The 26,990-nt window shown below is 73.1% G+C and carries 19 protein-coding genes; 8 read left to right on the top strand and 11 right to left on the bottom strand.

The genetic code is table 11. The features are described from left to right. Window positions 1–83: 83 nt before the first annotated feature. Window positions 84–1,256, bottom strand: coding sequence for a DegT/DnrJ/EryC1/StrS family aminotransferase (locus tag ACFIF2_RS23850; protein WP_395575261.1), 1,173 nt, complete (start codon window positions 1,254–1,256; stop codon window positions 84–86). Between the two features lie 245 nt (window positions 1,257–1,501). Here ACFIF2_RS23850 and ACFIF2_RS23845 point away from each other — a divergent pair, with 245 nt between their 5' ends. From ACFIF2_RS23845 to rfbB, 3 genes are read left to right on the top strand one after another with little or no spacing between them, the layout of a single operon-like run. After that, window positions 1,502–2,992 carry an NDP-hexose 2,3-dehydratase family protein gene (locus ACFIF2_RS23845; protein WP_395575260.1) on the top strand — a complete coding sequence of 497 codons (1,491 nt, stop codon included), beginning with the start codon at window positions 1,502–1,504 and terminating at the stop codon, window positions 2,990–2,992. Continuing rightward, window positions 2,989–4,011 (top strand): aldo/keto reductase, encoded by a 1,023-nt coding sequence (locus tag ACFIF2_RS23840; protein WP_395575259.1) that lies wholly within the window; start codon window positions 2,989–2,991, stop codon window positions 4,009–4,011. The genes ACFIF2_RS23845 and ACFIF2_RS23840 overlap by 4 nt, the downstream gene beginning before the upstream one ends. Further along, on the top strand, window positions 4,005–4,985 hold the full coding sequence (gene rfbB / locus ACFIF2_RS23835; protein WP_395575258.1) for a dTDP-glucose 4,6-dehydratase: 981 nt from the start codon (window positions 4,005–4,007) through the stop codon (window positions 4,983–4,985). Before ACFIF2_RS23840 ends, rfbB begins: the two co-directional genes overlap by 7 nt. A gap of 71 nt (window positions 4,986–5,056) precedes the next feature. Here the strand turns inward: rfbB and ACFIF2_RS23830 are convergent, their stop codons facing one another. After that, window positions 5,057–6,604: an AMP-binding protein gene (locus tag ACFIF2_RS23830; RefSeq protein ID WP_395575257.1), complete on the bottom strand. Its 1,548-nt coding sequence runs from the start codon at window positions 6,602–6,604 to the stop codon at window positions 5,057–5,059. A gap of 21 nt (window positions 6,605–6,625) precedes the next feature. Next, window positions 6,626–7,588 carry an ACP S-malonyltransferase gene (locus ACFIF2_RS23825; RefSeq protein ID WP_395575256.1) on the bottom strand — a complete coding sequence of 321 codons (963 nt, stop codon included), beginning with the start codon at window positions 7,586–7,588 and terminating at the stop codon, window positions 6,626–6,628. 260 nt (window positions 7,589–7,848) lie between these two features. Between ACFIF2_RS23825 and ACFIF2_RS23820 the strand changes: the two genes are divergently transcribed. From ACFIF2_RS23820 to ACFIF2_RS23810, 3 genes are all read left to right on the top strand, one after another. Further along, the gene (locus ACFIF2_RS23820; protein ID WP_395575255.1) at window positions 7,849–9,132 is read left to right on the top strand and encodes an activator-dependent family glycosyltransferase; all 1,284 of its coding nucleotides are present in this window, start codon (window positions 7,849–7,851) and stop codon (window positions 9,130–9,132) included. Then, complete coding sequence (rfbA, locus tag ACFIF2_RS23815; RefSeq protein WP_395575254.1) at window positions 9,129–10,001, top strand: glucose-1-phosphate thymidylyltransferase RfbA; 873 nt, start codon at window positions 9,129–9,131, stop codon at window positions 9,999–10,001. Before ACFIF2_RS23820 ends, rfbA begins: the two co-directional genes overlap by 4 nt. Window positions 10,002–10,097: 96 nt before the next feature. After that, window positions 10,098–11,663, top strand: a complete 1,566-nt coding sequence (locus tag ACFIF2_RS23810; RefSeq protein WP_395575253.1) for an MFS transporter — start codon at window positions 10,098–10,100, stop codon at window positions 11,661–11,663. Between the two features lie 211 nt (window positions 11,664–11,874). Here ACFIF2_RS23810 and ACFIF2_RS23805 read toward each other — a convergent pair whose 3' ends face one another. The 5 genes from ACFIF2_RS23805 to ACFIF2_RS23785 are packed head-to-tail and all read right to left on the bottom strand — an operon-like array spanning window position 11,875 to window position 19,840. Then, window positions 11,875–15,066 carry an AfsR/SARP family transcriptional regulator gene (locus tag ACFIF2_RS23805; protein ID WP_395575252.1) on the bottom strand — a complete coding sequence of 1,064 codons (3,192 nt, stop codon included), beginning with the start codon at window positions 15,064–15,066 and terminating at the stop codon, window positions 11,875–11,877. Window positions 15,067–15,070: 4 nt separating this feature from the next. Beyond that, window positions 15,071–16,486: a methylaspartate mutase gene (locus ACFIF2_RS23800; RefSeq protein WP_395575251.1), complete on the bottom strand. Its 1,416-nt coding sequence runs from the start codon at window positions 16,484–16,486 to the stop codon at window positions 15,071–15,073. Further along, window positions 16,483–16,992 carry a cobalamin B12-binding domain-containing protein gene (locus ACFIF2_RS23795; RefSeq protein WP_395575250.1) on the bottom strand — a complete coding sequence of 170 codons (510 nt, stop codon included), beginning with the start codon at window positions 16,990–16,992 and terminating at the stop codon, window positions 16,483–16,485. The genes ACFIF2_RS23800 and ACFIF2_RS23795 overlap by 4 nt, the downstream gene beginning before the upstream one ends. Beyond that, window positions 16,989–18,296 (bottom strand): type III PLP-dependent enzyme, encoded by a 1,308-nt coding sequence (locus ACFIF2_RS23790; RefSeq protein WP_395575249.1) that lies wholly within the window; start codon window positions 18,294–18,296, stop codon window positions 16,989–16,991. Before ACFIF2_RS23790 ends, ACFIF2_RS23795 begins: the two co-directional genes overlap by 4 nt. Continuing rightward, a complete protein-coding gene (locus ACFIF2_RS23785) occupies window positions 18,293–19,840 on the bottom strand; it encodes an AMP-binding protein (protein WP_395575248.1) in 1,548 nt (515 codons plus the stop codon). The genes ACFIF2_RS23790 and ACFIF2_RS23785 overlap by 4 nt, the downstream gene beginning before the upstream one ends. A 181-nt stretch (window positions 19,841–20,021) precedes the next feature. On the opposite strand from ACFIF2_RS23785, the gene ACFIF2_RS23780 reads away from it, so the two are divergent. After that, window positions 20,022–20,270: a phosphopantetheine-binding protein gene (locus ACFIF2_RS23780; RefSeq protein WP_395575247.1), complete on the top strand. Its 249-nt coding sequence runs from the start codon at window positions 20,022–20,024 to the stop codon at window positions 20,268–20,270. Between the two features lie 74 nt (window positions 20,271–20,344). On the opposite strand, the gene ACFIF2_RS23775 is transcribed toward ACFIF2_RS23780, so the two are convergent. The 3 genes from ACFIF2_RS23775 to ACFIF2_RS23765 all read right to left on the bottom strand — a co-directional run bounded on the left by ACFIF2_RS23775 (window position 20,345) and on the right by ACFIF2_RS23765 (window position 25,308). Continuing rightward, on the bottom strand, window positions 20,345–21,283 hold the full coding sequence (locus ACFIF2_RS23775) for a proline iminopeptidase-family hydrolase (RefSeq protein ID WP_395575246.1): 939 nt from the start codon (window positions 21,281–21,283) through the stop codon (window positions 20,345–20,347). Window positions 21,284–21,454: 171 nt separating this feature from the next. Next, window positions 21,455–24,262 carry an AAA family ATPase gene (locus tag ACFIF2_RS23770; RefSeq protein WP_395575245.1) on the bottom strand — a complete coding sequence of 936 codons (2,808 nt, stop codon included), beginning with the start codon at window positions 24,260–24,262 and terminating at the stop codon, window positions 21,455–21,457. Between the two features lie 323 nt (window positions 24,263–24,585). Then, on the bottom strand, window positions 24,586–25,308 hold the full coding sequence (locus tag ACFIF2_RS23765) for a class I SAM-dependent DNA methyltransferase (protein WP_395575244.1): 723 nt from the start codon (window positions 25,306–25,308) through the stop codon (window positions 24,586–24,588). Window positions 25,309–25,709: 401 nt separating this feature from the next. On the opposite strand from ACFIF2_RS23765, the gene ACFIF2_RS23760 reads away from it, so the two are divergent. Then, a complete protein-coding gene (locus tag ACFIF2_RS23760) occupies window positions 25,710–26,984 on the top strand; it encodes an APC family permease (protein WP_395575243.1) in 1,275 nt (424 codons plus the stop codon). The last annotated feature ends 6 nt before the right edge of the window (window positions 26,985–26,990 follow it).

The raw sequence follows: 26,990 nt of genomic DNA, 5'->3' as shown, positions 1-26,990 counted from the left end.
TTCCGTACATGGCAGGGGCCAGGTGTCACGGACCCGGCCCGTCGTGGGCGCGGCCGCGTCCGGCGGCCGGCGTTCCCGTCGTCTCAGTCCGTCGTGCTCGCGTCGCCGTCCGCGCCGGTCTCGACGGCCCAGCGGATGATGCGGCAGACGCCGTCGATCTCCTCCTCGCCGATGACCTCTCCGGTCGGCAGTGCCAGCACCCGCTCGGCCAGTGCCTCGGAGCGCGGCAGCGGCAGGGGGGCGTGGGCCTCGGGCCGATCGCGGTAGGGGGCGAGTTGGTGGCAACAGGGGTGGAAGTAGCGGCGGGAGAGCACGTTGTGGCGTTCCAGTACGGCACGTACGTGGTCGGCGTGCACGCCGGCTCGGGCCTGGTCGATCTCGATGACCAGGTACTGGTGGTTGGCCCGCTCCCCCGCCGCCTGTCCCCGTACCGAGACTCCGGGCAGCTGGGCCAGGCCCTCCTCGTAGAGGCGGTGGTTGCGGGTGTTCTGCTCGATCAGGGCGTCGACGCGTTCCAGTGAGACCAGCCCCATGGCCGCGCTGGCCTCGCTCATCTTGGCGTTGGTGCCACAGGAGACGACCTCCCGTTCCTCGCCGATGCCGAAGTTGCGCATGGCGCGGGCGCGTTCGGCGATCTGTGGGTCGTCGGTGACCAGGGCGCCGCCCTCGAAGCTGTTGATGAACTTCGTGGCGTGGAAGGAGAAGACCTCGACGCTGCCGAAGGAGCCGATCGGGCGCCCGTGGTGGGTGGAGCCGAGGGCGTGGGCGGCGTCGAACAGGAGCGGCAGCCCGTGGCGGTCGGCGAGTTCGGTGAGTTCGTCGACCGGGCAGGGGCGGCCGAAGGCGTGGACGGCGAGGATGGCGCCGGTGGCGGGGCCGATAAGTTTCTCGGCGTGGGCCGGGTCGAGGCCGGCGGTCTCCTCGTCGATGTCGCCGAAGACGGGTGTGAGACCGATCCAGTCGAGCGCGTGCGGGGTGGCCACCCAGGTGAAGGACGGGACGATCACCTCGGCGCCGGGCCGCACACCGGTGGCGCGGGCCGCGAGCTGGAGGGCGACGGTGGCGTTGCACGTCGCCACGGCGTGGGCGGTGCCGGCCAGCTCGGCGACCCGGTCCTCGAGTTCGCGCACCAGCGGGCCGCTGCTCAGCCACCGGCGGTTCAGCGCTTCGTCGATTTTTTCCCGGAGTTTTTCACGGTCACCGATATTGGGGCGGCCGACGTGCAGTGGCTCGCGGAATACGGGAGGTCGGAACACGGGGGGAGCCTAAAGAGCGGGAACGCGCGGTGTTAACCCCTAGGTCTTCGGGGCCACCCCCTACGCGGTGCCCTCCCTGGCCGCGGTGGGCGAGGCGGTCGTCGGAGACCACCCCTAATCTTGGGTGGAAGACGCTGACCGTGGCGGGGGGCGGTATTCCCGGGGTCGTGGAGCATTCCCAGCGCGGTCCGGTCCTCAATAGGCTCGCCGGCGAATGGGAAAGGTACGACCGAAGGGGATCTCCCATGGCCGATGTATTTCCCGCGGTGGCGCCGCCGTTGAAACCGCCGGACCGGCAGGGCGCGTCGCGCACCGCCGCGCGGTTGGCCGAGTCGGCGCTCGCGGTGGAGGGTGTGGCCACCGGCAGCCGGGAGTTCCGGGACTGGTACGCCGGGCGGGTGCGCGAGGACGTCGCGGAGGTCCGCCGGATACCGCTGGCCGAGCTGTCCGGCTGGCGTGCCGAGCCGGGCACCGGCAACCTGGTGCACGACTCGGGTCGCTTCTTCTCGGTGGAGGGGCTGGCGGCCGAGGACGCCGAGGGTGGTCTGCCGGGCTGGGACCAGCCGGTGATCCGGCAGCCGGAGATCGGCGTCCTGGGGCTTCTCGCCCGGGAGTTCGGCGGTGTGCTCCACTTCCTGATGCAGGCGAAGAACGAGCCGGGCAACCACAACGGGGTCCAGTTGTCCCCCACGGTGCAGGCGACGCGGAGCAACTACACCCGGGTGCACCGGGGTGCCGCGGTGCCGTATCTGGAGTTCTTCCAGCGGCCGGAGCGGCACCGTGTGCTGGCCGACTCGCTCCAGTCGGAGCAGGGGTCGTGGTTCGCCGGGAAGCGGAACCGGAACATCGTGGTGGAGGTGTCGGAGGAGGTCGAGGTCGAGGCCGGGGAGGGCTTCCGGTGGCTCACCCTGGGCCAGATCCACCGGCTGCTGGCCGAGGACGACGTGATCAACATGGACGCCCGGTCGGTCCTGGCCTGTCTGCCCTTCGGTGGCGCCGACGTCACGGCGCCGGCGTCCACGGCGTTGCTGCGTTCCTGCGCCGACGGTGCGGGCGCGCTGCACACCACCGGGGAGATCCTGAGCTGGCTGGCCGGTCTGCGGGCGGGCAGCGGCCTGTCGGTGCGGCGCGTGCCGCTGGACGAGGTGCGGGGGTGGAAGCGCACGGAGGAGTCCGTGACCCACGAGGACGGGCGGTTCTTCCGCGTGATCGGGGTGGATGTGCGGGCCGCGGGCCGCGAGGTGCGGCAGTGGACGCAGCCCTTGATCGAGCCGGTCGCGCAGGGCGTGGTGGCGTTCCTCGTCACCGAGATCGGCGGAGTGGTGCACGCCCTGGTCCACGCCCGTACGCAGGCGGGTCTGGTCGACAAGGTGGAGCTGGCGCCGACGGTGCAGTGCGTGCCGTCGAACTACGCGCGGGCGGACCGTCCGCCGCCGCTGCGTTTCCTCGACGAGGTGCTGGGCGCGCCGGCGGAGCGGGTCCGTTTCGACAGCCGTCTGTCGGAGGAGGGGGGCCGGTTCCATCACGCGGTCAACCGCTATCTGGTCGTCGACTGGCACGGTGATCACCGGATCGAGGACGAGACGTTCCGCTGGGTCGCCCTTCATCAGCTCGCCGGGCTTCTCCGGCACGGTCACTACCTGAACATCGAGGCCCGCAGTCTCGTCGCGTGCCTGCACAGTCTGGCCGGCGGCGCCCCGGCGGCCGGCCCGGGCGAGGAGGTTCCCGCACGATGAGCACGGCACACGAAGGCGGCGGCGCGGACGCCATGGCGTACACCCGGCTGGGGCGGACGGCGCTCCAGGTGAGCAGGCTGTGCCTGGGCACCCTCAACCTGGGGGTGCGCACCACGCGCGAGGAGGCGTTCGCCCTGATGGACGAGGCGCTGGAGCGCGGCATCAACTTCTTCGACACGGCCGACCAGTACGGCTGGCAGCAGTACAAGGGGTTCACCGAGGAACTGATCGGCGCGTGGTTCGCCCAGGGCGGCGGCCGGCGCGAGCGGGTGGTGCTGGGCACCAAGGTGTTCAACCCGATGAGTGATCTGCCCAACGACCAGGGTCTTTCGGCCCGGCACATCATCGCGGCGTGCGAGGAGTCGCTGCGGCGGCTGGGCACGGACTGGATCGACCTCTACCAGATGCACCACGTGGACCGCGCGGCCTCCTGGGAGGAGGTGTGGCAGGCCATGGAGGTGCTGGTCCAGCAGGGCAAGATCCGGTACGTGGGGTCGTCCAACTTCGCGGGCTGGCACCTGGTGGCGGCGCAGGAGGCGGCGAACCGGCGGCACTTCCTGGGCATCGTCTCCGAGCAGTGCGTGTACAACCTGGTGACCCGGTATGTGGAGTTGGAGCTGGTGCCGGCCGCGCGGGCGTACGGCATGGGTGTGCTGGTGTGGTCCCCGCTGCACGGCGGGCTGCTGGGCGGGGCCCTGCGCAAGCTGGCCGACGGTACGGCCGTGAAGACGGCGCAGGGCCGGGCGTCGGTGGCGCTGGAGCAGCACCGGGCGGCGGTGACCCGCTACGAGAAGCTGTGCGCCGAGGCGGGGCTGGATCCGGCGGAGGTCGGCCTGGCGTGGGTGCTGAACCGTCCGGGGGTGACGTCGGTGGTGGTCGGTCCCCGCACCACCGCGCAGTTGGACGGGGCGCGGCGGGCGCTGGGTCTGCGGCTGGACGAGGGGCTGCTGGCCGAGCTGGAGGAGCTGTTCCCGCCGCTGGGCAACGGCGGTCCGGGACCGGAGGCGTGGGCATGGTGACGCGGGTGCTGGTGACGGGCGGGGCCGGGTTCATCGGCTCGCACTATGTGCGCACCCTGCTGACGGGCGGGTTCCCCGCCTGGGCGGACGCCGAGGTGACCGTCCTGGACAAGCTGGCGTACGCCGGCAACATGGCGAATCTCGAGCCGGTCGCGGGCGGGTACGCCTTCGTGCGGGGCGACATCTGCGACAGCGGGCTGCTGGCGTCGCTGGTCCCGGGGCACGACGTGGTGGTCAACTTCGCGGCCGAGACGCATGTGGACCGGTCGATCACGGCGGCGGACGTGTTCACGCTGACCAACGTGGTGGGGACGCACCGTCTTGCCGCGGCCTGCCTGGCTGCGGGGGCGCGGCTGGTGCACGTGTCCACGGACGAGGTGTACGGCTCGATCGACGCGGGCTCGTGGACGGAGGAGGCGCCGTTGTCGCCGAACTCCCCGTACGCGGCGGCGAAGGCCGGCGGGGATCTGCTGGCGCTGTCGTACGCGCGTACCCATGGACTGGACGTGCGGGTCACCCGGTGCGGCAACAACTACGGGCCGTACCAGTATCCGGAGAAGGTCATCCCGCTGTTCGTGACCCGGTTGCTGGAGCGCCGTCCGGTGCCGCTGTACGGGGACGGGCTGAACGTGCGGGACTGGATCCACGTGGACGACCACTGCCGGGGCATCCAGCTCGTGGCGGAGCGGGGTGTGCCGGGCGAGGTGCACCACATCGCGGGCGGTACGGAGCTGACCAATCTGGAGCTGACCGAACGGCTGCTGCGGGCCCTGGACGTGGGTCCGGAGATGGTGCGTCGGGTGCCGGACCGCAAGGGGCACGACCGGCGGTACTCCCTGGACGACGGCAAGCTGCGGGCGCTGGGGTTCCGGCCGGGTGTCCCCTTCGACGAGGGCCTGGCCGCGACGGTCCGCTGGTACGTCGACAACCCGGCCTGGTGGAAGCCGCTGCGCGAGGGTCTGACGTCGGCTTGACGACGGCCTGAGCGGGTGCGCCCGCAGGCCCCGCCCGTGACGGGCGGGGCCTGCGGGCGGTCAGGGGCCGGTCACGCGCCCAGCAGTCCGGCGGCGACGGCGCGCAGCGCCTTCCGGTCGGTCTTGCGGTTGGCGTTGAGGGGGAACTCGGCGAGGTGCTCGAAGCGGCGCGGGATCATGCGTTCCGGCAGGTGGGCGCGGAGGCCGCGGACCAGGACGGCCGGGGATTGCCGGGTGCCGGTGTAGAAGCCGACCAGCGCGGTCTGGCCGTCCGGCCCGGTCACCGCGATGGTGACCGCGTCCTGCACGCCGGTCAGTCCCCTCAGCCGCTGGTCGATCTCGGCGGGCTCGACCCGCCAGCCCTGGACCTGCACCTGGGCGTCGAGGCGGTCCACGTACGCCAGTACCTCGCCGCGGACGCGGCGCACCCTGTCGCCCGTGCGGTACCAGCGGCGGCCGTCGCGTTCGAGGAAGCGGCCCTCCTCGTCCGCCGGGTCCAGGTAGCCGGGGGTCATCTGCGGTCCGGTGACGACGAGTTCTCCCTCGTCGGGCACGGGTCCGCCGTCCTCGCCGAGCAGCAGCCAGTCGTGGCCCTTGTGCACGGTGCCGATGGGCACGAGTCCGTTGCCGGCCCGGTCCGCCGGGTCCTGGGGTGACCAGCGGTGGCCGGTGACGGTGACCGTCAGCTCGGTGGGCCCGTAGAGGTTCTCCACGTGCGAGTGGGGGGCCGCCCGGTGCCAGTCCCCGGCGTCGCGGCAGGTGAACGCCTCGCCGGCGAAGAAGCTCCAGCGCAGGCCGGACAGGGCTCCCTCGGCCAGTCCTCCGGTGCGGCGGGCCAGGGCCACGGCGCTGGGCGTGGAGAACCACACGGTGAGTCCCGCCGAGGCGGCGAACCCGGGCAGGTCCCGGTAGGCGGTCGCGGGGATCTGCTGGACCGTGCCTCCCGCGCCCCACGCGCAGAACAGGTCGAACAGGGAGCAGTCGAAGTTGAGGTCGAAGGTCTGGGAGAAGACGTCCTCGGGCGTGAAGGGATAACGCGTGTCCAGCACCTGGAAGTAGTGGTCGGTGGCGCCGTGCGTGACGCGCACGCCCTTGGGCCGGCCGGTGGAACCCGAGGTGAACAGGACGTAGGCGGTGTCGTCGGCCCGGACCGGGCGGGGCTCGGTCAGCGCGTGGGCGGCGTCGGCCCGGACGGTGCCGCCCTCGGCGGCCAGCACGGGCGGGGTACGGCCGTCCGGCCCGACGGCCTCGGCGAGCAGTGCCCGTCCGGCGGCGTCGGCGACGACCGCGGACACGCCGGCCGCGTCCAGCATCTGCCGGATGCGGGAGGCGGGGAAGCCGGTGCTCATCGGTACGACGGTCAGGCCGCCGCACAGTCCCGCGAGGACGCCGGTGTACGCGTCGGGTCCCTTGTCCGCCAGCACCGCGACCGTGCCCGGGCCGCCCCGGGCGTCACCGTCGACGGCCCGCAGCAGGGCACCGGCCCAGGTCAGCGCGCGCTCGTGCAGCTCCCGGTAGGTCAGGGCCCAGCCGGGTCCGCGGGCCGCGACCCGCTCGGGGGCCAGGGCGAGTCCGCGCAGGAACCGCGCGTGCAGGGCGTCGGCGTACGCCTCGGGCATGGGTGCTCCTCGGACGGGTCGTCACGCCTCGGCGTGGGGCCGGCTGCGCGGCTGGAGCGCCAGCCGCGGGTTGACACGCACCACGTCGAAGTGGTCGGTGGTGCGGGCGACCCGGCCGAACAGGTTGTCGGGGCCGGACACGTGCACCGTGGCCACGTCCTCGCGGCGCAGGGTGTCCACGACGTCCGGCCAGCGCATGGGCCGGACGATGCCGTCCAGCAGCAGGGTGCGGATCTGGTCGCCCTCGGTCAGCAGGGTGCCGTCGTGGTCGGAGACGACGGGCATCCGGGGGTCGGCGAAGGGCAGCTTGCCCAGTACCTCGTCCTCGGCCCGGCGGCGCAGGCCGGCGAAGAGGGCCGCGTGCAGCGGCGGGCGCATGGTGTAGAGGGAGAGGCCGCCGAGAGAGCGGATCCGCTTCTTGAACCGCTCCAGGCCGCCCTCGCGCAGCGAGACCATGTAGAGGTCGTGGTCGACGTAGCAGGAGATCTCATACCACTCGTCGCGCGCGTCGAGTTCGGCCAGCAGCTCACGGAGCTTCGGCTCGGGCGTGCGGACGAAGGAGTGGGTGACCACGTCCGTGTGGTGCTCGGCGAAGTAGTCGTCCTGGCAGGCGGCCAGCCGCGTGGTCATCAGCACCGCGTCCGAGAAGGGCAGACAGCCGGTGTAGGCCGCGGCGGCCTTTCCGCCGAAACTGGGGCCGGCGCACAGGTCGGGCGCGACGCCGAGTTCGGCCTCCGCCCATTCCGCCAGCGCCAGGCAGTTGACGAGGAACGCGACCTGGGCGGCTTCGCTGTAGTCGTGTTCGGACTGCCGGTATCCGTCGATGAGTGAATAGCCGAGGACTTCCTCGGCGATGGCGACCAACCGCCGTGCGTACGGGTTGGCCACCATGAACCGGCCCACGTCCGCGAAGGACATCGCCCCCATGCCGGGGAAGACGATCGCGGAGCGGGACGACGATTCCGTGCTCGGTTCCATGTGCATGGCCGACCGCCTTTCGTTCCTGCCGCAGGCGTCAAAAGTAGGGAACACCGATGGCCGGAAAAACCCCTAGGGGCCCTTGGCGGTCCGTAGGGGCAGGCCCCGGACGCTAGGGGTTGGGCGGCCCGGGTGGCCGGAATACCGTGACTTCGCACATGAGGGAAGCCGTGTGGTGCGTTCCCCGCTGATCGGAGATGGGAAAGAGCCCGGCGCCGAACCCGGACTCGTCGCACCCGGCATTCCGTTCACCAGGGAGATGTCACATGCGTGTCCTCGTCACGACACTCGCGCTCGATTCGCACTTCTACAACACGGTGCCGATCGCCTGGGCGCTGCGCAGCGCCGGGCACGAGGTCCGGGTGGCCAGCCAGCCCGACCTCGTGCCCGCCATCACCCGGGCCGGCCTGACGGCCGTTCCGGTGGGCCAGGCACTGAACCTGATGGAGCAGTCCCAGCAGGCCCCGGAGTCGGCGGAGGCCGGCTACGGCAGCGGCTTCAACATCGCCGAGACCGACCCCGCCAAGCTGACCTGGGAGTACGTCCGGGACACGCTGGGTGCCTACGCGCACATCGCGGAGCTGTCCACCAACACCGAGATGCTCACCGACCTGACCCGGTTCGCCCGCGCGTGGCAGCCGGACCTGGTGCTGTGGGACGCGATGAGTTACGTCGGCCCGGCCGTCGCCCGGGCCTCGGGCGCCGCACACGCGCGGCTGCTGTTCGGCACCGACCACTGGGCCCGGATGCGGGAGCTGTTCCTGCGTCTGGCCGCGGAGCAGCCCGAGGAGGCCCGGGTGGACGTGCTGCGGGACTGGATCACCGGCCGGCTGGCGGGGCTCGGCTGCGACCCGGAGGGCGACGGGCGGTTCGACGAGGAGCTGGTGGTCGGTCAGCGCACCATCGACCCGCTGCCGTCGTTCCTGCGGATCGACGCCGGGCTGAACCGCGTCCCGGTGCGCCCGGTGCCGTACAACGGGCCGTCGGTGGTGCCGGACTGGGTGACGCACGAGAAGCCCGAGCGGCCGCGGGTGGTGCTCACCCTCGGGCTGACCCTGCCCGAGGCGTACAACGACGGTTTCCCGGTCACCGACCTGCTGGCGGCGGCGGCCGAGATGGACGTGGAGCTGATCGCCACGGTCGGCCCCGCGGTGGTCGAGTCGCTGGCGGGAACCAAGCTGCCCGAGAACGTGCGGCTGGTGGACTTCGTGCCGCTGAACGAACTGCTGCCGACCTGTTCGGCGATCATCCACCACGGGGGCATGGGCACGTTGCAGAACACCCTGCGGCACGGTGTGCCCCAGGTGATCGTGCCGGGCTGGCTGTGGGACGAGCGGGCCACCGCGCTCGCGGTCCAGGCGCAGGGGGCGGGTCTGATGATCGAGCCCCGGGAGTTCCGGGCCGACACGTTGCAGGCCGCGGTGGAACGGGTGCTGAGCGAGCCCTCCTTCGCCGACAGCGCCGAGCGGCTGGCCAAGGAACTGCTGTCGGCGCCGGCGCCACGGGACATCGTGCCCGAGCTGGAGCGGCTGGCGGCCGAGCGGGCATGAAGGGCATCCTGCTGGCGGGCGGACACGGCTCCCGGCTCCATCCCCTGACGCTCGCCGTGTCCAAACAGCTGCTGCCGGTGAACGACAAGCCGATGATCTACTACCCGCTGTCGGTGCTGATGCTGGCCGGCATCCGGGAGATCACGATCATCTCCACACCCCACGACCTGCCGCAGATCCGGCGGCTGCTGGGCGACGGGTCCTCGCTGGGGCTCCGGCTCGACTACGTGGAGCAGCCGGTGCCCGGCGGTCTGGCCGAGGCGTTCATCCTGGCCGCGGACAACATCGGCGGGGATCCGGTGGCACTGGTGCTGGGGGACAACGTCTTCCACGGCAACAACTTCTACGAGATCCTCCAGCGGGCCGCCCACGACGTCGACGGGTGCGTGCTGTTCGGGTATCCGGTCGAGGACCCGGAGCGGTACGGGGTCGGTGTCACGGACGCGGAGGGACGGCTGGTCTCCATCGAGGAGAAGCCGGCCCGGCCGAGTTCCAACCGGGCCATCGTGGGGTTGTACTTCTACGACAACGACGTGATCGACATCGCCAAGAACCTGCGGCCCTCGCCGCGCGGCGAACTCGAGATCACCGACGTGAACCTGCACTACCTGCGGCGCGGGAAGGCCAGTCTGGTCGACCTGGGCCGGGGGTTCGCGTGGCTGGACGCCGGCACCCCGTCCTCGCTGCTGGCGGCGAGCCAGTACGTGTCGGTGCTGGAACAGCGCCAGGGTGTGCGGATCGCCTGTGTGGAGGAGGTGGCGCTGCGCATGGGCTTCATCGACGCGGAGGCGTGCGAGCGGCTCGGCGCGCGGCTTCCGTCCTCGGCCTACGGCGCGTACGTCCGGGCCATCGCCTCCGAGCTGGCGTAGCCCGCGGGGCCGCGCGCACCGCCCGGCGTACGGGCGGTGCGCGCGCGGTAAGCGCGCGGTGCGCGGGCGGTAAGCGCGGCCCCCCAGGCTGGGAGCATGCACACTCCAGTCAACGGACGCCTGCACAAGGGTCTCGTCCTGGCCATCGCCTGCGCGGCCGTGGTCCTGCTGACGGTGGACCTGACCGTCATGCACCTCGCCATTCCGAAGCTGATCAGCGATCTCGACCCCTCGGCCACCGAGATCCTGTGGATCGCGGACATCTACGGGTTCGTCCTGGCGGGTCTGCTCATCACCATGGGTTCGATCGGTGACCGGATCGGCCGCAAGAAGCTGCTGCTGATCGGTACGGTCGGGTTCGCCGCGGCCTCGCTGCTCACCGCGTACGCGCCCAACGCCGAGACGCTGCTGGTGGCGCGGACCCTGCTGGGCGTGGCCGGCGCCACCATCATGCCGTCCACCCTGTCGATCCTGCGGAACGTGTTCACCGACCCCAAGGAACGCACCGCGGCGATCGGTCTGTGGAGCGGGATGTCGGCCTCCGGGTTCGTCCTCGGGCCGATCATCGGCGGGGTGCTGCTGAACCACTTCTGGTGGGGGTCCGTCTTCCTGATCAACATCCCCATCCTGCTGGTGCTGTTCATCGCCGCGCTGCTGGTGCTGCCGGAGTCCCGCAACCCGCGTCCCGGGCGGCTGGACTGGCCGAGCGTGGTGCTGTCCACCGGCGGCCTCATCGCCCTGGTGTACGCGGTGAAGGAGGCCGCGCACGGCGGCGTGGACCAGCCGAAGGTGTGGGCGACCGCGCTGCTGGGCGCCGCGGCGCTGGCGGTGTTCGTGGTGCGGCAGACGAAGCTGACGCACCCGCTGATCGACGTGCGGCTGTTCCGCAGGGCGGCGTTCACCGGCGCGGTCCTCGCCAACCTCTTCGCGATGTTCGCGATGGTGGCGCAGTCGCTGATCTTCGCGCAGTACTTCCAGCTCGTCCTCGGCTGGTCGCCGCTGAAGGCGGGCCTGGCCGGACTGCCGGGCGCGGCGGCGTCCGCGGTGGGCGGCGGCGCGCTGGCGGCGCCGCTGATCTCGGCGATCGGCCGGGCCAGGACCGTGGGGCTGGGGCTGGGGCTGGGCTCGATCGGCCTGGCGCTCTACACGACGGCGGGCATGGAGTCGAACTACCTGATGCTGGTCGTGGCGATGGTGCCGGTCGGCGTGGGCTTCGGCATGGCCTTCGCGGTCACCGGGGACACGCTGCTGGCCACCGTGCCCAAGGAGCGGGCCGGCTCCGGCGCGGCGATCTCCGAGACGGCGATGGAGGTGGGTGGCGCGCTGGGCATCGCGGTGCTCGGCAGCGCTCTGAACTCCGCCTACACCAGTGGCCTGGACGTGCCCGACGGGGTGCCCGCCTCGGCGGTGCCGGCGATCGAGGACTCCATCGCCTCCGCCGCGCAGGTGGCCGCCTCGCTGCCGGCGGAACTCGCCGCGCAGGTCCTGGAGGCCGCACGGCACGCGTTCGTGGACGCCTTCCACCTCTCCGCGCTGGTCGCGGCCGGCGTGATGGCCTCGGTGGCGGTGGTCTCGCTGGTGACCCTGCGCGGCGTCCCCAAGGTCATCGAGGAGGAGGAGCCGGGCGACGAGCCCGCCCTGCCCGTTCCCACGACCCGCTGAACCTCCGGCTCCGGCGCCCCCACGGGGCGCCGGACGCGGTGCCTGTGTCCTCCCGCGTGTCCCTGTCGCGCGGGAAACGGCCCGCACCGGGTGCCGCCGCCGCGGCCATCCCCCGTTCCGACGGCGGCGGCATCCGCTCGTTGCCCCCCCCGGGCCGCGCTCGCGCGGCCCGGGCCTCCCCTTGTCTGCGGTCCCCCGGCGATCCGGACCGTCAGGGCCGGCCGAGGAAGGCGAGTGCCTCCTCGCCGGTCATGGCGCGTCCGCGCGTGTACGCCGCCTCGTAGACGTCCGGCGGCAGCAGTTCCCGCGCCCGGCTCATGGTGCGTGCCACGTCCGGGTCCTGGGCCAGCGAGACGCCGCGCAGTCCCGCGCCCAGCCCCAGCAGCAGCGCGGCCCCTTCCGCGTCGCCCTCCAGCAGCACCACGCCGGCCAGCGCCTCCACCGCTCCGGCCGCGCCGGCGAGATTGCGGCTGCCGATCATCACGTTCAGCGCGCGCTGGTGCCACTCCCGGGCGCGGGCCGTGTCGTCCTCGGCCTCGGCGATCCGGCCGAGCGCCACGAACACCCGGGCCCGCAGCTCCTCCACGGCGAACCATCCGGTGGCGCAGCCCGCGAGGGCCGCCTCCACCAGCCGGCGGGCCTCGGTGAGGTCGCCGCTGAGCCGGGCGATCTCGCCCAGTCCCCACTCCACGGCGGCGGGCAGGGTGGGTGCGCCGGCCTCCCGGGCGGTACGCGCCGCCCGTTCGTAGGCGGTGCGGGCGGCGGCGAAGTCCCCGGCCCGGACCAGTCCGTCGGCCTTGCGGCACAGCAGGTCGGCCAGGTCCTCGACCGCGCCGAGCTGTCCGGCCGACTCCAGCGCCTCGTCGTACAGGGCCATGGAGCGCCGTCCCTCGCCCCGCCACCCGGCCAGCATGGCGAGTTCGGCGAGGCACAGGGCCATGCCCCAGCGGTCGCCGGTGGACCGGAACCCGGTCAGGGAGTCCTCGAACTGGCGTGCCGCCTCGTCCACCTCGCCGCCGAACAGCGCCATGTGCCCCCGGCCGAGCCGGGCCAGCGCGTCGGACCACGGGTCGGGCCGCCGGGGGCCGCCGGCCTGGGCGGCGCGCGGGGCGCCCGTGCCCATGCCCCACAGGACCGTCAGGAAGGGGTGCCGGGGCGGCCACTCCAGCTCGGCCATGATCTCCTCGGCCCGCAGCCAGTGCGGCTGGAGGGTGGAGCCGCCGGCGCCGTCGTCGCCGCCGGCGGCCGCGTTGAGCACGCACAGCACGTACTCCTCCCGCAGCTCCCGCGGCGGCTCGGTGCCGACCTTGCGCAGCAGTTCGGCGGCGGCCGCGGCGCCGTGGCCCCGCAGGCCGCGCAGCCACCAGTAGCCGGTCAGGGCGGCGATGAGACGCAGCGCGGTGTCCTGGTCGGCGCGGACCGCCCGGTGCAGGGCGGCCTGGAGGTTGGCGTGCTCCGCGGCCAGCCGCTCGAGCCAGGCCAGCTGGTCGGCGCTGCGCAGGTACGGCTCCGCGGTGCGGGCCAGGTCCAGGAAGTACCGGGTGAACCGGGCCTGGACCTCCTCCTCCTCACCGGCCTGGGCCAGCCGTTCGGCGCAGAACGCGCGGACGGTGCCCAGCATGCGGTAGCGGCCGCCGTCGCCCTCGATCAGGGACTTGTCGGCGAGGCCGGTCAGCCGCTCGACGGCCTCGGCATCGGACAGTTCGCAGACCCGTCCGGCCGCGCCGAGCGTGAAGCCGCCGGCGAAGACGGTGAGCCGGCGGGCGAGGCGCTGTTCGTCCTCCTCCAGCAGGTCCCAGCTCCAGCCGACCACCGCGCGCAGGGTCTGGTGGCGGGGCGAGGCGGTCCGGCTGCCCTGGCTGAGCAGCCGGAACCGGTCGTCGAGGCGGGCGGCGACCTCGTCCACGGGCAGCGACCGCAGCCGCGCGGCCGCGAGTTCGATGGCCAGGGGCAGGCCGTCAAGGGCGCGGCAGACCCGCACCACGGGGGCGACGGTGGCGGCGTCGACGGTGAAGTCGGGCCGGACCGCCATGGCGCGGTCGGCGAAGAGGCGCACCGCCGGGTACTCCAGGGCCTCGGCCGCGCTGACCCCCTCCGGTGGGGCCGCCAGCGGGGGTACGGGGCACAGGACCTCGCCCGTGATGCCCAGCGCCTCGCGGCTGGTGGCCAGGACCCGGACGCGGGGGCAGGAGGTGAGCAGCCGGAAGACGAGGCGTGCCACCTCCTCCACCATGTGCTCGCAGTTGTCCAGGACGAGCAGGATCTCGGTGTCGGACAGGGCGGCGACGAGGCGCTCGACGGTGTCCGGCGGCTGGTTCTGGCGGCCGCCGGCGTTGAGCACGCCCTCGCGGACGCCGAACGCGTCGAGGACCTGCCGGGGCAGGTCCCCGCCGTCGCGCAGGCCGCCGAGGTCCGCGAACACGACGCCGCCGGGGTCGCGGCCGGCGGCCTCGATGGCCAGGCGCGTCTTGCCGGAGCCGCCGGAGCCGACGACGGTGACCAGGCGGGCGCCGCCGCCGCGGTCCAGCGGGCCGAGGAGCCGGGAGACCCGTTCCAGTTCGTCGCGCCGGCCGACGAAGGTGGTGAGCTGGGCGGGCGGCCCGGTCCGCGCGACGGTGGCGGGCTCGGACGGGGCCGGGGCGGCCGGGGTGGTCAGGGACGGGTCGCCGCGGAGCACGGCCAGGTGGACGGCGGCCAGTTCCTCGGAGGGGTCGTTGCCCAGTTCCTCGGCGAGGGTGCGGCGGGCGTCGTCGTAGACGGCCAGGGCGTCGGCGCGCCGGCCGCAGCCGTACAGCGCCCGCATCAACTGGCCGCGGGGGCGTTCGCGCAGCGGGTGTGCGGCGACGAGCTGCTGGAGTTCGGCGACGAGTTCGCGGTGGCCGCCGAGGGCCAGTTCGGCCTCGGCCCGGTCCTCGGCGGCGGCCAGCCTGAGGTCCTCCAGGCGTCGGGCGCGGGCGCGGGCGGTGACGGCCTCGCCGAGTTCCACGGGGACCGGGCCCTGCCACAGGTCGAGGGCCTGGCGGAGGGTGGCGGCCGCGGCGGCGTGGTCGCCGGCGGCGAGTTGCCGACGGCCCTCGGCGGCCAGGCGTTCGAAGCGGTGGGCGTCGACGCTGTCGGGGTCGACGGCCAGCCGGTAGCCGAGGGGGTGGGACTCGACCAGTTCGTGCGACGCCGCCCCCCGCAGGTCGCGGCGGAGCCGGGAGACCTGGGACTGGAGGGCGTTGAGGGCGTCACCGGGCGGCTTGTCGCCGTAGAGGCCCTCGATGAGGGAGTCGACGGTGACGGGCCGGCCGGCCTCCAGGGCGAGGAGGACGAGCAGGGACCGGGCTCGCGGGCCTCGGACGGCCACCGAGCTTCCGTCATCGCGCCGCACCACGAACTCGCCCAGGACCCCGAACCACATGGCGTCAATTATGGCTTACCCGCGAGCCGTTCCCACCCCCGGTGATCTCCGGGGACTCCGGTTCCGCCCCGGCCGCGGCGGGGAGCCGGCCGCCCGCGGTGTCGTAGCGGCGCTGCACGTGGTGGAGGTCGGCGTGGATGTCGGCGGAGCCGATCCGGCGCGCCGGGGCCGAGCGGGAGGCGGTGCGGCCGAACGGGAGGGATCCGGTGTCGGCCCAGCGGAGCCGGCCGTCGCCGTCGATGTAGCTGCGGGTGCGGCCCCGGTTGTCGGGGTGCAGGCACCAGGGGACGTCGAGATAGCCGCGTGCGAAGGCCCTCGCCAGGCCGACGCCGGGGTCGGGGTGCAGGTCGAGCACCGCGTGCACCAGGGCGGCGGCCTCCTCGTAGGTCTCGCTGTCCGCGGCGGCCGACTCCTGCCGGGTGGGCGGCGTGGTTCCCCGCACGGCGGTCCGCGCCGACCGGGCCGCGGCCTCCAGCGCGGCGACGTTCTCCTCGATGGTGGGGATGCGACGGGACTCGGCGACGGTCTTGACGATCAGCCGCTCGGCGCCGGAGTGCACGGCCAGCGCGGCGGCGTCGGACAGCAGGCCGTAGGCGCCGCGCTCGGTGACCGGGTACAGCCCCATGTAGGCGTAGACGACCACGTGCCAGGTGGGCGCGGGCAGCAGTTCGGCGCACAGCCGCCGCAGCGCGGCCACCGCTTCCCGGTCCTGTGCCGGATCGGTCTGCTGGGCGTAGCTGACGGAGACGTCGCGCACCCCGTGCCGGTGGAAGAACAGCGCCTCCAGCACCGACACGGCGACGAGCAGACTCGGCGGGCACAGCTGGCCGAGCAGGCATCCGCCGAAGGACTCCAGGTGGGGTTCGCTGCCCAGGTCGCGCAGGGCGGCGAAGCGGCGTACGCCCTCGGTCCAGTTGCGCACCGAGTCCGCGAGCGGGGTGCGCCCGTAGGGCAGGCAGTAGGAGACCGGGCCGCCCTCGCTGGCGTCGATGCGCTGGTCGATGAGGGCGGCGAAGATGTGCTGGGGGACGGCGGAGCCGTGGCGGACCTGCACCGGGAAGGTACGGTCGCGGATGCCCGCCAGCATCCGGGCGGTGACGGCCGGGGCGTGGGTGGTGATCGGGTAGCCGTTGAGTTCGCGGCCCTGGGCGAGGGCGTCGGCGAGTGCCTCGCTCTTGCCGAGCCGGGTGTAGCTGTCCAGCGTCACGGTGCCCACGGTGACCGCGCGGGCGGCCTTGGTGGCGGCGAGTCCGGCGCGCATCCGGCCGGGGTCGTCGAAGCCCATGCGGGGCTGGACGACCAGGCGCCCGGCCCCGCCCTCCCGCCGTACGAAGTTCCCGAAGTCCGAGGCGTGCGCGACGCCGCCGGCCGGGCCCGCGAGCGGGCCGGGCCGGGGCGCGGGCCGGCTGTCGGGGGTCAAGGCGTACCCGGGGCTCCGGACCGGGCGCCGGTGAGGGCGGGCGCGGGCCGGGCGGTGTCCAGGTAGCGGCGCAGGTCCTCCTCCTGGCCGTCGTCGAAGACGGCGTCGAAGCCGGCCTCCAGCAGGGCCGCCGCCTGGCGGCCGCGCTCGGCGGCACACGCGGAGACCCCGAGCTTGCCGCCGATGACCACGGGGACGGTGGCGAGCGCGGGGTGGGCGCGCAGGGTGCGGGCCAGCCGCAGCCCGTCCACGTGGCCGTGGCCGTTGACGCTGCTCACGACGACCAGGGTGGGTTCGTGGCGCAGGCACTCGGACAGCAGCAGCGCGTCGGGTACGCAGGGGCCGAGGTTGACGACCCGGTAGCCCCGCTCCTCCAGGAGGAGTTGGAGGAAGACCAGGTTCCAGGTGTGGGAGTCGGACGCCACGGTGGTGACGATCACCGTGCCCGCGGTCTCGGCGGGGTGTACGTCGCCGGGGCGGGGCGGGGCGGTGGAGAGGTGGGTCACGGGGCGGGCTCCTGAGCGGATCGGCGTGCGGGGGCCGGGAGGCCGGCGTCCTCGACGGGCGTACGCCGGTAGTCGATGCGGGTGGCCGAGACGAGTTCCCCGCCGCGCAGGACGATCTCGGCGGGGGCGGGGCGGCCGAGGAACGCCAGCAGGCTGGCCGTGGGGCCGTAGGCGCCGGTGTTGGGGACCGTGACCACGTCGTCGGGGCGCAGCGCGGGGCCGGGCAGGTCGCGGCTGAGGACGTCGCCGGGTGTGCACAGCGGGCCGACCAGCCGGGCGGTCACCGTGGGGGCGTCGGCGGGGGCCGTGGTGGTGGCGGGCTCGACGTGGGTGGGCAGGAGCCGGCCGAGGCCGGACATGCCGCCGAAGGCGTTGATGCCGCCGTCGAGGATGACGTGGGTGCGGCCGCGTCCGATCTTGACGTTGCTGACGCCCAGCAGCAGGGTGCCGGCGCAGGCGGTGAGGTAGCGGCCCGATTCGAAGGCGATCTCGGGGCTGCCGGTGCGCCAGCGGGGCAGGGCGGTGTCGAGCATGGCCTCCAGCTCGCCGCGCAGGGCGGGGTAGCTGTCGCGGGTGCCGGGTGTCCCGTAGGGCGCGGCGAAGCCACCGCCGAGGTCGAGCAGTTCCAGTGGCAGGCCGAGGTCGTCGGCGAGGCGGACGGCGGCGGCCACGGTGTGCCGGAACTCCGAGACGAGGTTGGCCTCGTCCTTGGCGTTGCTGAGCGGGAAGAAGTGCAGTCCGGTCAGCCGGACGCCCTCGACGCGGCGCAGGTCGGGCAGGGCGGCGGGCAGGCTCTCGGCGTCGAAGCCGAACTGGCTGGGCCGCCCGGTCATGCGGATGCCGGTGGTGGCGCCGCCCGTGTCGGTGTTGACGGCGTTGACGCGCAGGACGCACCCGGCGGTCACCGCGCGCTCGGTGGCGGCCCGGCCGACCCGGCGTACGTCGCTGACCGAGTCGGTGGAGAAGGTGCGCACCCCGAGGTCGAGCGCGTGGCCGATCTCGGTGGTGGTCTTGCCGGGGCCGGTGTAGAGGCAGTGGGCGGGATCGAAGCCGGCTTCCAGGGCGGCGTGGAGTTCTCCGCTGGAGCTGATCTCGGCGCGGACCCGGCCGTCGTCGCCGCGCAGGGCGCGGGCCACGTCGGGGTGCGGGTTGGCCTTGAGCGCGTAGTACAGGGCGGACCCGTCGGGCAGGGCGTCCAGCAGTTCGGTGCGGGCGGCGGTGACCTCGTCGAGGTCGTACACGTAGAGCGGGGTGCCGAAGCGCTCGACGAGCGCGCCGTGCGGGTCGGAGGGCGTGGCGGTCACCGGGCGCCCTCCCGGACGAGCGTGGCCAGTTCGTGCCGGGCGTTCTTGCCGTGGCCGGTGAGCGGCATGCTCGCGACGACCTTGCACAGGGCGGGTACCTTGGCGGGCTCCAGGCGGGCGGCCAGGGCGCGCAGCACGGTGTGCGGCTGCAGGTCGTCGGCCTCCACCACGAGTGCGAGGTCGGCGCCGTCGGCGGGCGGCACGACGGCGGCGGCCCGCACCCCGGGGACGTCCATGGCGGCGGCCTCGATCTCGACGGTGCTCATCCGGATGCCCTTGCGTTTGAACATGTCGTCGCGCCGGCCCTGGAAGTAGAGGTAGCCGTCCTCGTCCAGGCTGCCGTAGTCGCCGGTGTGCAGGCGCAGTTCACCGGTGTGCGGGTCCCGGCGGAAGGAGCGGGCGGTCTGCTCGGGGTCGCGCCAGTAACCCGGCATCACGTGCGGTCCGCCGACCACGATCTCGCCGATGTCACCGGTGGGGGCGTCCCGGCCGTCCTCGTCCAGGATCTGTACCCGGGTGCCGGGCAGCGGCAGCCCGACCGAGTCCGGTCTGCCGGCGTCCTCGGCGGGGGGCATGACGGAGACCCGCTTGCACTCGGTCTGGCCGAACTGGCGGACCACCCGGACGCCGGGGAACAGGTCGCGCAGGGCCCGGATGGTGGGGGCGGGCAGGGCGGCGCCGGTGTTGGTGAACATGCGCACGGGCGGCAGCGCGTCCGCGTCGCGCCGGGCCAGGGACACGATCATCTGGGCCAGGGACGGGACGATGGGCACCACCGTGGTGCCGGTCCGCCGCATCCGGTCGAGCAGCGTCAGGTCCGACTCCTCGTCGGCGAGGACGATCTCGCTGCGGCCCAGGCAGGTCATCAGCACCTTGTAGAGGCCGTAGTCCCAGGAGAGCGGGAAGCGGCAGAAGACCACGTCGTCGGCGCGGTAGCCGAGCGCGTCCACGATGGCCCGGGAGGCGAAGGTGACCTGGGCGTGCGGGCAGATCACGGCTTTGGGGGCGGCGGTGGACCCCGAGGTGTAGATCAGTACGGCGATGTCGTCGGGGTGGACGGTGACGGGCGGCGCGGACTCTCCCCGTTCGGCGCGTCCGGTCACGTCGGGCCAGAGGTCGGCGAGGTCGTGGACCGGGACGGTGGACAGCTCCCGCAGCCGCGGCACGGTCGGGCCCGATCCGATCACCAGGGCGGGCTCGGCGTTGCCCAGCACCGACTGGAGGTGGAAGGGCTTCATCCCGGGGTTGAGCGGCACGAAGACCACACCGCGGGAGACCGCGCCGTAGAACAGGGCGACCAGGTCGCGGCGGCTGGGCGCCTGCACGACCAGGCGGTCCCCGGGACGCAGCCCCCGCGCGTCCAGCCAGGCGCCGAAGGCGCGGCTCGTCCGGTGGAGTTCCCGGTACGTCCAGGCGCCGGCCGCGTCGCGGACGGCGGTGCCGTCGGGTACGGCTCGCGCGGCCTCGTCCAGCAGCTCGTGCACCAGGGACGGCGCCGTCACCGGGGAATCCGGGGCGGTCTCTGAAACCGCGAGTTCCGTCATGGTCTCTCCGCTTCGCATTCGCGCGTATTCGCACCGCGTTGTTTCCGCTTCCCCGGAACAGTAAGAACGGAACGGCGACTGAAACACCCCTAGCCGACCCCAGAGGACGGTGATAAGGGTTGTCACCGCGGGCGTTCGGGACTGCTATGGCTACAAGCCATTTCTCGGATGCGGAGACACCATGTGGGACGAGAAGTTCGAAGCGATCGTGCGCAGGCACCTGCCGTTCCTGGGCCATGACGAGGAGCTGACCGCGAGCACCGCGCTGCGGGACCTGGGCCTGGACTCGCTGGCCACGGTGGAGTTGCTGAGCGACTTGGAGCACGCCTACGACCTGCGGTTCGTCGACGAGGCGCTGACCCTGTCGACGTTCGCGACGCCGGAGCGGCTGTGGCTGACCCTCCGCGGGCTCGACGCGTCGGCCGCCTGAGAACCGCGCCGGGGACACGGACCGGGCCGGAGCCCCGAGGGGTTCCGGCCCGGTCGTCGTGCGTGTCCCTCAGGTCATCGCCCCGCGCCGGGCGGCTGCGCCGAAACACTCGCGAGGAAATCCCCGAGTACGGCCCGGAAACGCTCCGGCTCTTCCAGGTGCGGCTGATGACTGGATTCCTCGAACAATTCCCAGCGGACATCCGGAATGTGCTCGGCGTAGGGCCGCACCGTCACGGGGGTGGCTTCGTCGTGCCGGCCCGAGATGAGCAGGGTGGGCGCCGCGATGGCGGAACAGTGTTCCACCACCGACCAGTCCTTGAGGGTCCCGATCACATGGAACTCGTTGGGGCCGTTCATGGTGTGGTACACGGTGGGGTCGTTGGCGATCTCGTAGAACGACGCCATGAACTCACGCGGCCACGGCCGCAGCCGGCACACATGGCGGGCGTAGAAGACCTTGACGGCCTCCCGGTACTCCTCGCTGTCGGTGGTGCCGGCCTCCTCGTGGCGTCGCAGGGTGTCGTCGGTGCCCGCCGGGAGCCGCGCCCTGAGCACCTTCATCTCGCTCAGCCACAGCGGGTAGGAGGCCGGTGAGTTGGCGATGACCAGGCCCCGCAGCCCCGCGGGGCGCTCGGCGGCGTGCCGGGCGGCCAGCAGCCCGCCCCAGGAGTGGCCGAAGAGCACGTAGTCGTCGGCGATGCCCAGGCTCCGCAGGAGGTTGGCGAGTTCGTCCTGGAAGAGCCGTACGGTCCAGAAGTCGGCGCCCTTGTGCGGCAGGTGGGTGGAGCCGCCGTTGCCGAGCTGGTCGTAGTGGACGACGGGCCAGCCGTCCTCGGCCAGTTCGGCGATCCGCAGCAGGTAGTCATGGGTGGATCCGGGGCCGCCGTGGACGACGACGAGGGCGGGGCGGCCGCTGCCCAGGTCGCCGGTGACCCGGTACCAGGTGTGCCACTCGCCGAAGGAGAGCTGCCCCTTGGCGCTGGGGGCGGCGAGGCGGGGAGCGGTTGCCATGGTCGATCACCTCTGCAGTGGGCGGCTGAGCCGGGCGTGCGTCGGACCGCGCGGCGACGGGCGGCGGCCCTCCCCGGGGCATTCGGGACGCTACGCACGGTCGGGGCGGCGGCCAACCCCTACCCGGCTCCCCGGCCCCCTACGTGGCGGGCCGGGCCCGGGCGCGCCCGGTCAGCCGCCCGGCGCGCAGTGTTCGGGGATTCCCGCGCCGACCCCGGGCTCGGTGGCCAGGCAGGCCCGCAGATCGGCCCGTCCGGACAGGCCCAGTTTGCGGTAGACCCGGGTGAGATGCTGTTCCACGGTGCTGACGGTGATGAACAGCTTTCCGGAGATCTCCCGGTTGGTCTCGCCGGCCGCGGCCAGTTCCGCGACGCGCAGCTCCGCCTCGCTGAGCATGGCGGTGTTCAGCCGCTGGTCGGGGACGGCCGCCGGCTCGTCGGCGGCGGTGACGGCGCTCTCCGGCAGGAGCGTCCGGGCCAGGCGTTCGGCGCCGCAGCGCACCGCGCTGTGCCAGGCCTGCTGACCGGTGACGCGTGCCCTCGCCGTGTCGTCGGCCTCCTGGTGGGCACGGCTGAGGTCGGTCAGTACCAGGAAGTGCTGGTACCGGTCGCGCCCGTCGGCGACCAGCTCGGCCGCGTCGGTGAGCACGTCGCGCCGACGGCTGCGGTCCACCAGCCTGGCGTACACGCGCAGGTGCGCGCCGCGCAGGTGCGGGTGACGGCCCCGGGCCTGGTGCAGTTCGCTCTCGGTCACGCGGCGGGCCTCGCCCCGGTCGCCGAGGGCGAGGGCCGCCTCGGCTTGGCCGAGCCGCCAGGGCGCGAGGACGGGCGGGGCCAGTCCCCAGGAGCGGACGCGGTCCTCGCAGGCCCGGAAGTCCCGCTGTGCGGCCGGGTATTGGCCGACGGCCAGGTGGTGACGGCCGCGGGCCTGGAGGTAGTGCAGGCCGTACAGCGTCTGGTACATCTCCGGGTGCACGCTCCACGACAGGTGCTCCGCGGCGCGTTCCGTGTCGCCCCGGGCGGTGTGCACGGCGACGAGGACGCTCAGGGGCAGTCCGAGGGCGACGCCCCAGGCGCGCGGGGCCAGGTGGGTGAGGGCCCGCTCGGCCAGTTGCTGTGCGCCCGGCAGGTCACCGCGCCGCCGGGCGATCTCGGCGCAGACCGCCTGGTGCATGCCGCGGGCCAGGGGGGTGGCGAGCCGTCCGGGCTCCTGGACGGCCCGGGCGACCCAGCGCTCGGCGGGACCCGGCTCCCCCGCGTAGAGCAGGGCCTGCAGGACCGCTCCCGCGGTGTCACCGGTCAGTCGCCGGTCGGCCAGGACCTCCTGGGCGGTGGCGGGGACGTTGGCGTGGCCCGTCTCGCACAGGGCCAGGGAGAGGGAGGTGAGCGGGCGCAGCGAGGTCGCGGAGGTTTCCAGGAGCCGGTTCAGCAGGTGCTCGTCGGCCCGGCGGATCCGGTCCAGCAGGCCGGGGTGGCTGAGCCGGGCCCAGTCCAGGAAGTGCTGGATCTCGGTGCGGAGCGGGCCGTCGGCACACCGGTCGGCCACGTCCAGCAGCATGGTCACCGCGTCCTCGACGTGCCCGTGCCACAGGAAGATCGTCAGCAGGGTGAGCGTCTCGGCGTCCGGGACGTGGCCCTTCTGCTGGAGCTCGAAGCACTCCTGGAAGTACTTGGTGACGCGGGCGGGGTTCTGCCGCCATCCGACGCGGAGGAACTCGCTGACGACGAGGCCTCTCTCCTCGTCGGTGAGGGCTCCGCGCAGCGCGAGCTGGAGGCACTTGAGGGCGAAGTCCCAGTCGTTGTGGCCGACCGCTTCCCTGGCCGACTCCCGCAGTACGGGGATGGTCCAGGGTTCGGCAACGATGTCGGCTGCGATCAGGTGGCGGGCCACCTGGAGCGAGCTGTGTCCGTCCGCCTCCAGCAGGGCGGCCGCCTCCTGGTGCAGTTCCCTGATCCCGTGGAACTCCGGGTCGGCGAGCACGACCTGGGCGACGCCCGGGTGGCGGAAGCCGAACCCGCCCAGCACGCCGGCCGCTTCCAGGTCCTGCAGTTGTCGGGTGACGTCCTCGGGGGTGCTTCCCAGGAGCTGGCACAGCGGGTCGAGGCCGGCCGCCGGGCCCAGCAGGGCGATGCCCCGGGCCACCGCCATGGCCTGCGGACCGCTGCGGTGCAGCGAGGTGAAGACGGCCAGCGCGGACGCCTTGCCGGGCGTGAGCACACCGCCCCGGGCGGTCTCGGGGCCGGCCTCGTCGATGAACCGGGTGGAGGACCATTCCTGGATGAGGGCCCGCAGTGCCAGCGGGTTGCCGCCGCTGTAGCGGTAGTAGTCGGCGGCGGCCCGGTCGGCGACTTCGGGGCCCAGACTGTCGGCCACGACCTCGGCGACGCCGACGCGGGACAGCGGGCGCAGGCGGACGCGCCGGTAGTGGGGGGCGCGGAGCAACTCGGCGTGGAACAGGGGCATGTGCTCGTAGGAGGAGTCGGATGCGACGAGCACCATCATGATGCGGGCCGTGCGGCAGATCCGGACCAGGTGGAGGATGCCGTCGAGGGAGTCGGGGTCGGCGTGGTGCAGGTCGTCGATGACGACGAGCAGCGGTGACCGGTGGGAGTGCCGGGCGATCTCCTCGGCGGCCCGCACCGGGCTCGGCGCGACGGCCCGGCCGGGGACCGGGTGCGTGTCGTCGACGGCGTCGGGCTTTTCGCCGGCGAACATCCCGGCACTTCGCCGGGCTTCTGGGCGCAGACTGTCGGTGAGCTGCTCGAATAATTCCCGGTGACCCTGACTGCCGGGCCTGCACATGCGCGCTCGAAGGACTTTCAGTCCGCCTTCTTCGGCAATCTCGGCCAGCGAATGCGTCAATTCTGTTTTACCTACGGCGACGGGTCCGGTGATGACGGCGACGCCACCCCGGCCGCTATGGACACACCGTATGAGTTCGCCTAGTTCGGAAAGTATGCGTGCACGTTCGACCAACATCTCTCTCCCGTGTTCCCCCTGTTGACCGCGAGCGTCCCCTGTCCATGACACAACTCGCCCCGGCGGTCAAAGCACCCGGTTACTCACACTTCTCGGTTTCGCGCATGCCGGCACTCCGTGCCGACTGGCGATAACACTCCTGCACCCCGGTGACCCACCGTGATGCTCTACCAATCGCAAGCGTTTCGTCAAGGTTTTGCAAAAGGGATTCGCGGCGGCCGGCGCCGGCGTCGGCGGGCGTCTCGCGACGAGGGGCACGCCTCTCCCCCGGGCGGACCCGGCGGTGCGGATCCCGCCCGTCGCGGGTCGGGAGAAGAGGCGGGTCAGCCGCGCTGCGCCCCGGTCCGGTGCACGGCCACGAAGACCCCCCGGTCCGCGCGGCCCGCCGGCAGCAGCGTGGCCTCCATACCGGCCCGGGCGAAGGCCTCCTGGTACTCCTCCAGGGAGTACAGGGCGAGGTCCTGACGGTCGACGAAATGACGCACGCCGTCCGGCTCGGAGACCAGATAGTGCATGTCGACCCGGGAGCGGGCACCCTCGGTGCGCCAGTGACCCATCCGGGAGATGGTCATGCCCTCGTGCTCGACGGTGGCGTGCGCCAGAACCCCGCCGTTCCACTTCTCCCGGAGAATCCAGGGTTCGACGACGAGCACCCCGCCCGGGGCCACGTGGGCCGCCATGCGCGCCGTGGCCGCCCGCAACTCCTCGGGACCGCCCAGGTATCCGACCGAGCTGTACATCGAACACACGACGTCGAAGGTCCGACCGAGGTCGAAATCCCGCATGTCGGCCTGATGAACCGCGATGTCAGCGAGCTTCCGGCGGGCCACCCGGACCATGGATTCGGAGAGGTCGACACCGGTCACCGAGAATTGCTTGGCGAGGTATCTCAAATGTTCGCCCGTGCCACACCCCACGTCCAGCAGGGTTCTGGGACTGTCGACATGCCGTCGAGCCAGAGCGCCGATCAACTCGGCGTGCTCGGCATAGTCGTAGAGGGCGCAATAGACCCGATCGTATACATCGGCGAACTGGTCGTCATACAAGCTTGCTCACCCTGTCTCACTGAGAACATGGAGGAGCCCGCGCATACCGGCCGTCCTCGCCAGCTTCCCCCGAAGCACAACTGCCAAGCTACCAGTCGGTTTTCACCGATATCGGCAGGCTATCACAGGAGAGTCACACTGTCACATTGTCATACTTGCTTTTGCGGGCCCTCGTTGACCGCGTGCGAATTCGCGTAAGAAAATGGATCACGCCTTACGAGGTCCCGTCCACACAGGACCGGCCGCCGCACCCTTCCCCGTAGAGAACCACGGCGCGCGGGCACCTCTTGCCACACGCCGTTCAGCCGGCGGCCACGGGACCGGTGCGGCGGCTCCTCTATCGTCTCCTGATGTCCGAGACCGTCAGGAACGGGTCCCCCGGCCCGCCGAGGAGAGCGCCCATGAGCAAGCCGTCACCCCCCGTCGGCAGACCGGCCGAACTGCGGCGCGGGCTCGGCGTGCCCGACGCCGTGGTGATCGGCCTCGGATCGATGATCGGCGCGGGCATCTTCGCCGCGCTCGGCCCGGCGGCGCGCGCGGCCGGCTCCGGGCTGCTGCTCGGCCTGGCCCTGGCCGCCGTGGTCGCGTACTGCAACGCAACGTCCTCGGCCCGGCTGGCCGCCCGCTACCCGGCCTCCGGCGGCACCTACGTCTACGGCCGTGAACGCCTGGGCGACTTCTGGGGCTACCTCGCCGGCTGGGCATTCGTGGTCGGCAAGACCGCTTCCTGCGCGGCGATGGCGCTCACCGTCGGCTCCTACGTGTGGCCCGGCCAGGCACACGCGGTAGCGGTCGCGGCGGTGGTGGCGCTGACGGCCGTGAACTACGCCGGGGTGCGCAAGTCCGCGCTCCTCACCCGCGCGATCGTCGCGGTCGTCCTGGCCGTGCTCGCGGCCGTGGCCGCCGCCGCCCTCACCTCGGCCGAGTCGGACGCGGCCCGGCTGGACATCGGCCCGGACGCCTCGTTCGGCGGGGTGCTCCAGGCGGCGGGCCTGCTGTTCTTCGCCTTCGCCGGGTACGCGCGCGTCGCCACCCTCGGGGAGGAGGTCCGCGACCCCGCCCGGACGATCCCCCGGGCGATCCCGCTCGCCCTCGGCATCACCCTGGTCGTCTACGCCGTCGTCGCCGTCGCCGTGCTGACGGTGCTCGGCCCGCGAGGGCTGGCCGACTCCGCGGCACCCCTGTCCGACGCGGCGAAGGCGGCGGGCGCCGGCTGGCTCGCGCCGGTCGTGCGGACCGGTGCCGCCGTGGCCGCGCTCGGCTCACTCCTCGCCCTGATCCTCGGCGTGTCCCGCACCACGCTGGCGATGGCCCGCGACCGGCACCTGCCGCACGCGCTGGCCGCGGTCCACCCCCGCTTCCAGGTGCCGCACCGCGCGGAACTGGCCGTCGGCGCCGTGGTGGCCGTGGTCGCGGCCACGGCGGACGTGCGGGACGCCATCGGGTTCTCGTCGTTCGGAGTGCTCGCCTACTACGCCGTCGCCAACGCCTCGGCCTGGACCCTGCGTCCGAGCGAGGGCCGCCCGCCGCGCGCGGTCCCCGCCGTCGGACTGGCCGGCTGCCTCGCGCTGGCCTTCGCCCTGCCGCTCGCGTCGGTGGCCCTCGGCGCCGCGGTACTGGCCGCCGGAGCCGTCGCCCACGCGGCACGCCGGACGTGGGCCGCCCGCCGGATGTGACAGCCG

Source organism: Streptomyces sp. BK79, from assembly GCF_044142145.1.
In the GTDB taxonomy this organism is placed as follows: domain Bacteria; phylum Actinomycetota; class Actinomycetes; order Streptomycetales; family Streptomycetaceae; genus Streptomyces.
This window is presented reverse-complemented; position numbering and strand designations above follow the sequence as displayed.

Excerpts from the sequence above, each read along its gene's own strand:
- ACFIF2_RS23785 (WP_395575248.1), bottom strand. The coding sequence starts at position 19,840 with ATGACGGAACTCGCGGTTTCAGAGACCGCCCCGGATTCCCCGGTGACG.
- rfbB (WP_395575258.1), top strand. The coding sequence starts at position 4,005 with ATGGTGACGCGGGTGCTGGTGACGGGCGGGGCCGGGTTCATCGGCTCG.
- ACFIF2_RS23805 (WP_395575252.1), bottom strand. The coding sequence starts at position 15,066 with ATGTGGTTCGGGGTCCTGGGCGAGTTCGTGGTGCGGCGCGATGACGGA.
- ACFIF2_RS23840 (WP_395575259.1), top strand. The coding sequence starts at position 2,989 with ATGAGCACGGCACACGAAGGCGGCGGCGCGGACGCCATGGCGTACACC.
- rfbA (WP_395575254.1), top strand. The coding sequence starts at position 9,129 with ATGAAGGGCATCCTGCTGGCGGGCGGACACGGCTCCCGGCTCCATCCC.
- ACFIF2_RS23825 (WP_395575256.1), bottom strand. The coding sequence starts at position 7,588 with ATGCACATGGAACCGAGCACGGAATCGTCGTCCCGCTCCGCGATCGTC.
- ACFIF2_RS23845 (WP_395575260.1), top strand. The coding sequence starts at position 1,502 with ATGGCCGATGTATTTCCCGCGGTGGCGCCGCCGTTGAAACCGCCGGAC.
- ACFIF2_RS23760 (WP_395575243.1), top strand. The coding sequence starts at position 25,710 with ATGAGCAAGCCGTCACCCCCCGTCGGCAGACCGGCCGAACTGCGGCGC.
- ACFIF2_RS23775 (WP_395575246.1), bottom strand. The coding sequence starts at position 21,283 with ATGGCAACCGCTCCCCGCCTCGCCGCCCCCAGCGCCAAGGGGCAGCTC.
- ACFIF2_RS23770 (WP_395575245.1), bottom strand. The coding sequence starts at position 24,262 with ATGTTGGTCGAACGTGCACGCATACTTTCCGAACTAGGCGAACTCATA.
- ACFIF2_RS23830 (WP_395575257.1), bottom strand. The coding sequence starts at position 6,604 with ATGCCCGAGGCGTACGCCGACGCCCTGCACGCGCGGTTCCTGCGCGGA.
- ACFIF2_RS23820 (WP_395575255.1), top strand. The coding sequence starts at position 7,849 with ATGCGTGTCCTCGTCACGACACTCGCGCTCGATTCGCACTTCTACAAC.
- ACFIF2_RS23780 (WP_395575247.1), top strand. The coding sequence starts at position 20,022 with ATGTGGGACGAGAAGTTCGAAGCGATCGTGCGCAGGCACCTGCCGTTC.
- ACFIF2_RS23810 (WP_395575253.1), top strand. The coding sequence starts at position 10,098 with ATGCACACTCCAGTCAACGGACGCCTGCACAAGGGTCTCGTCCTGGCC.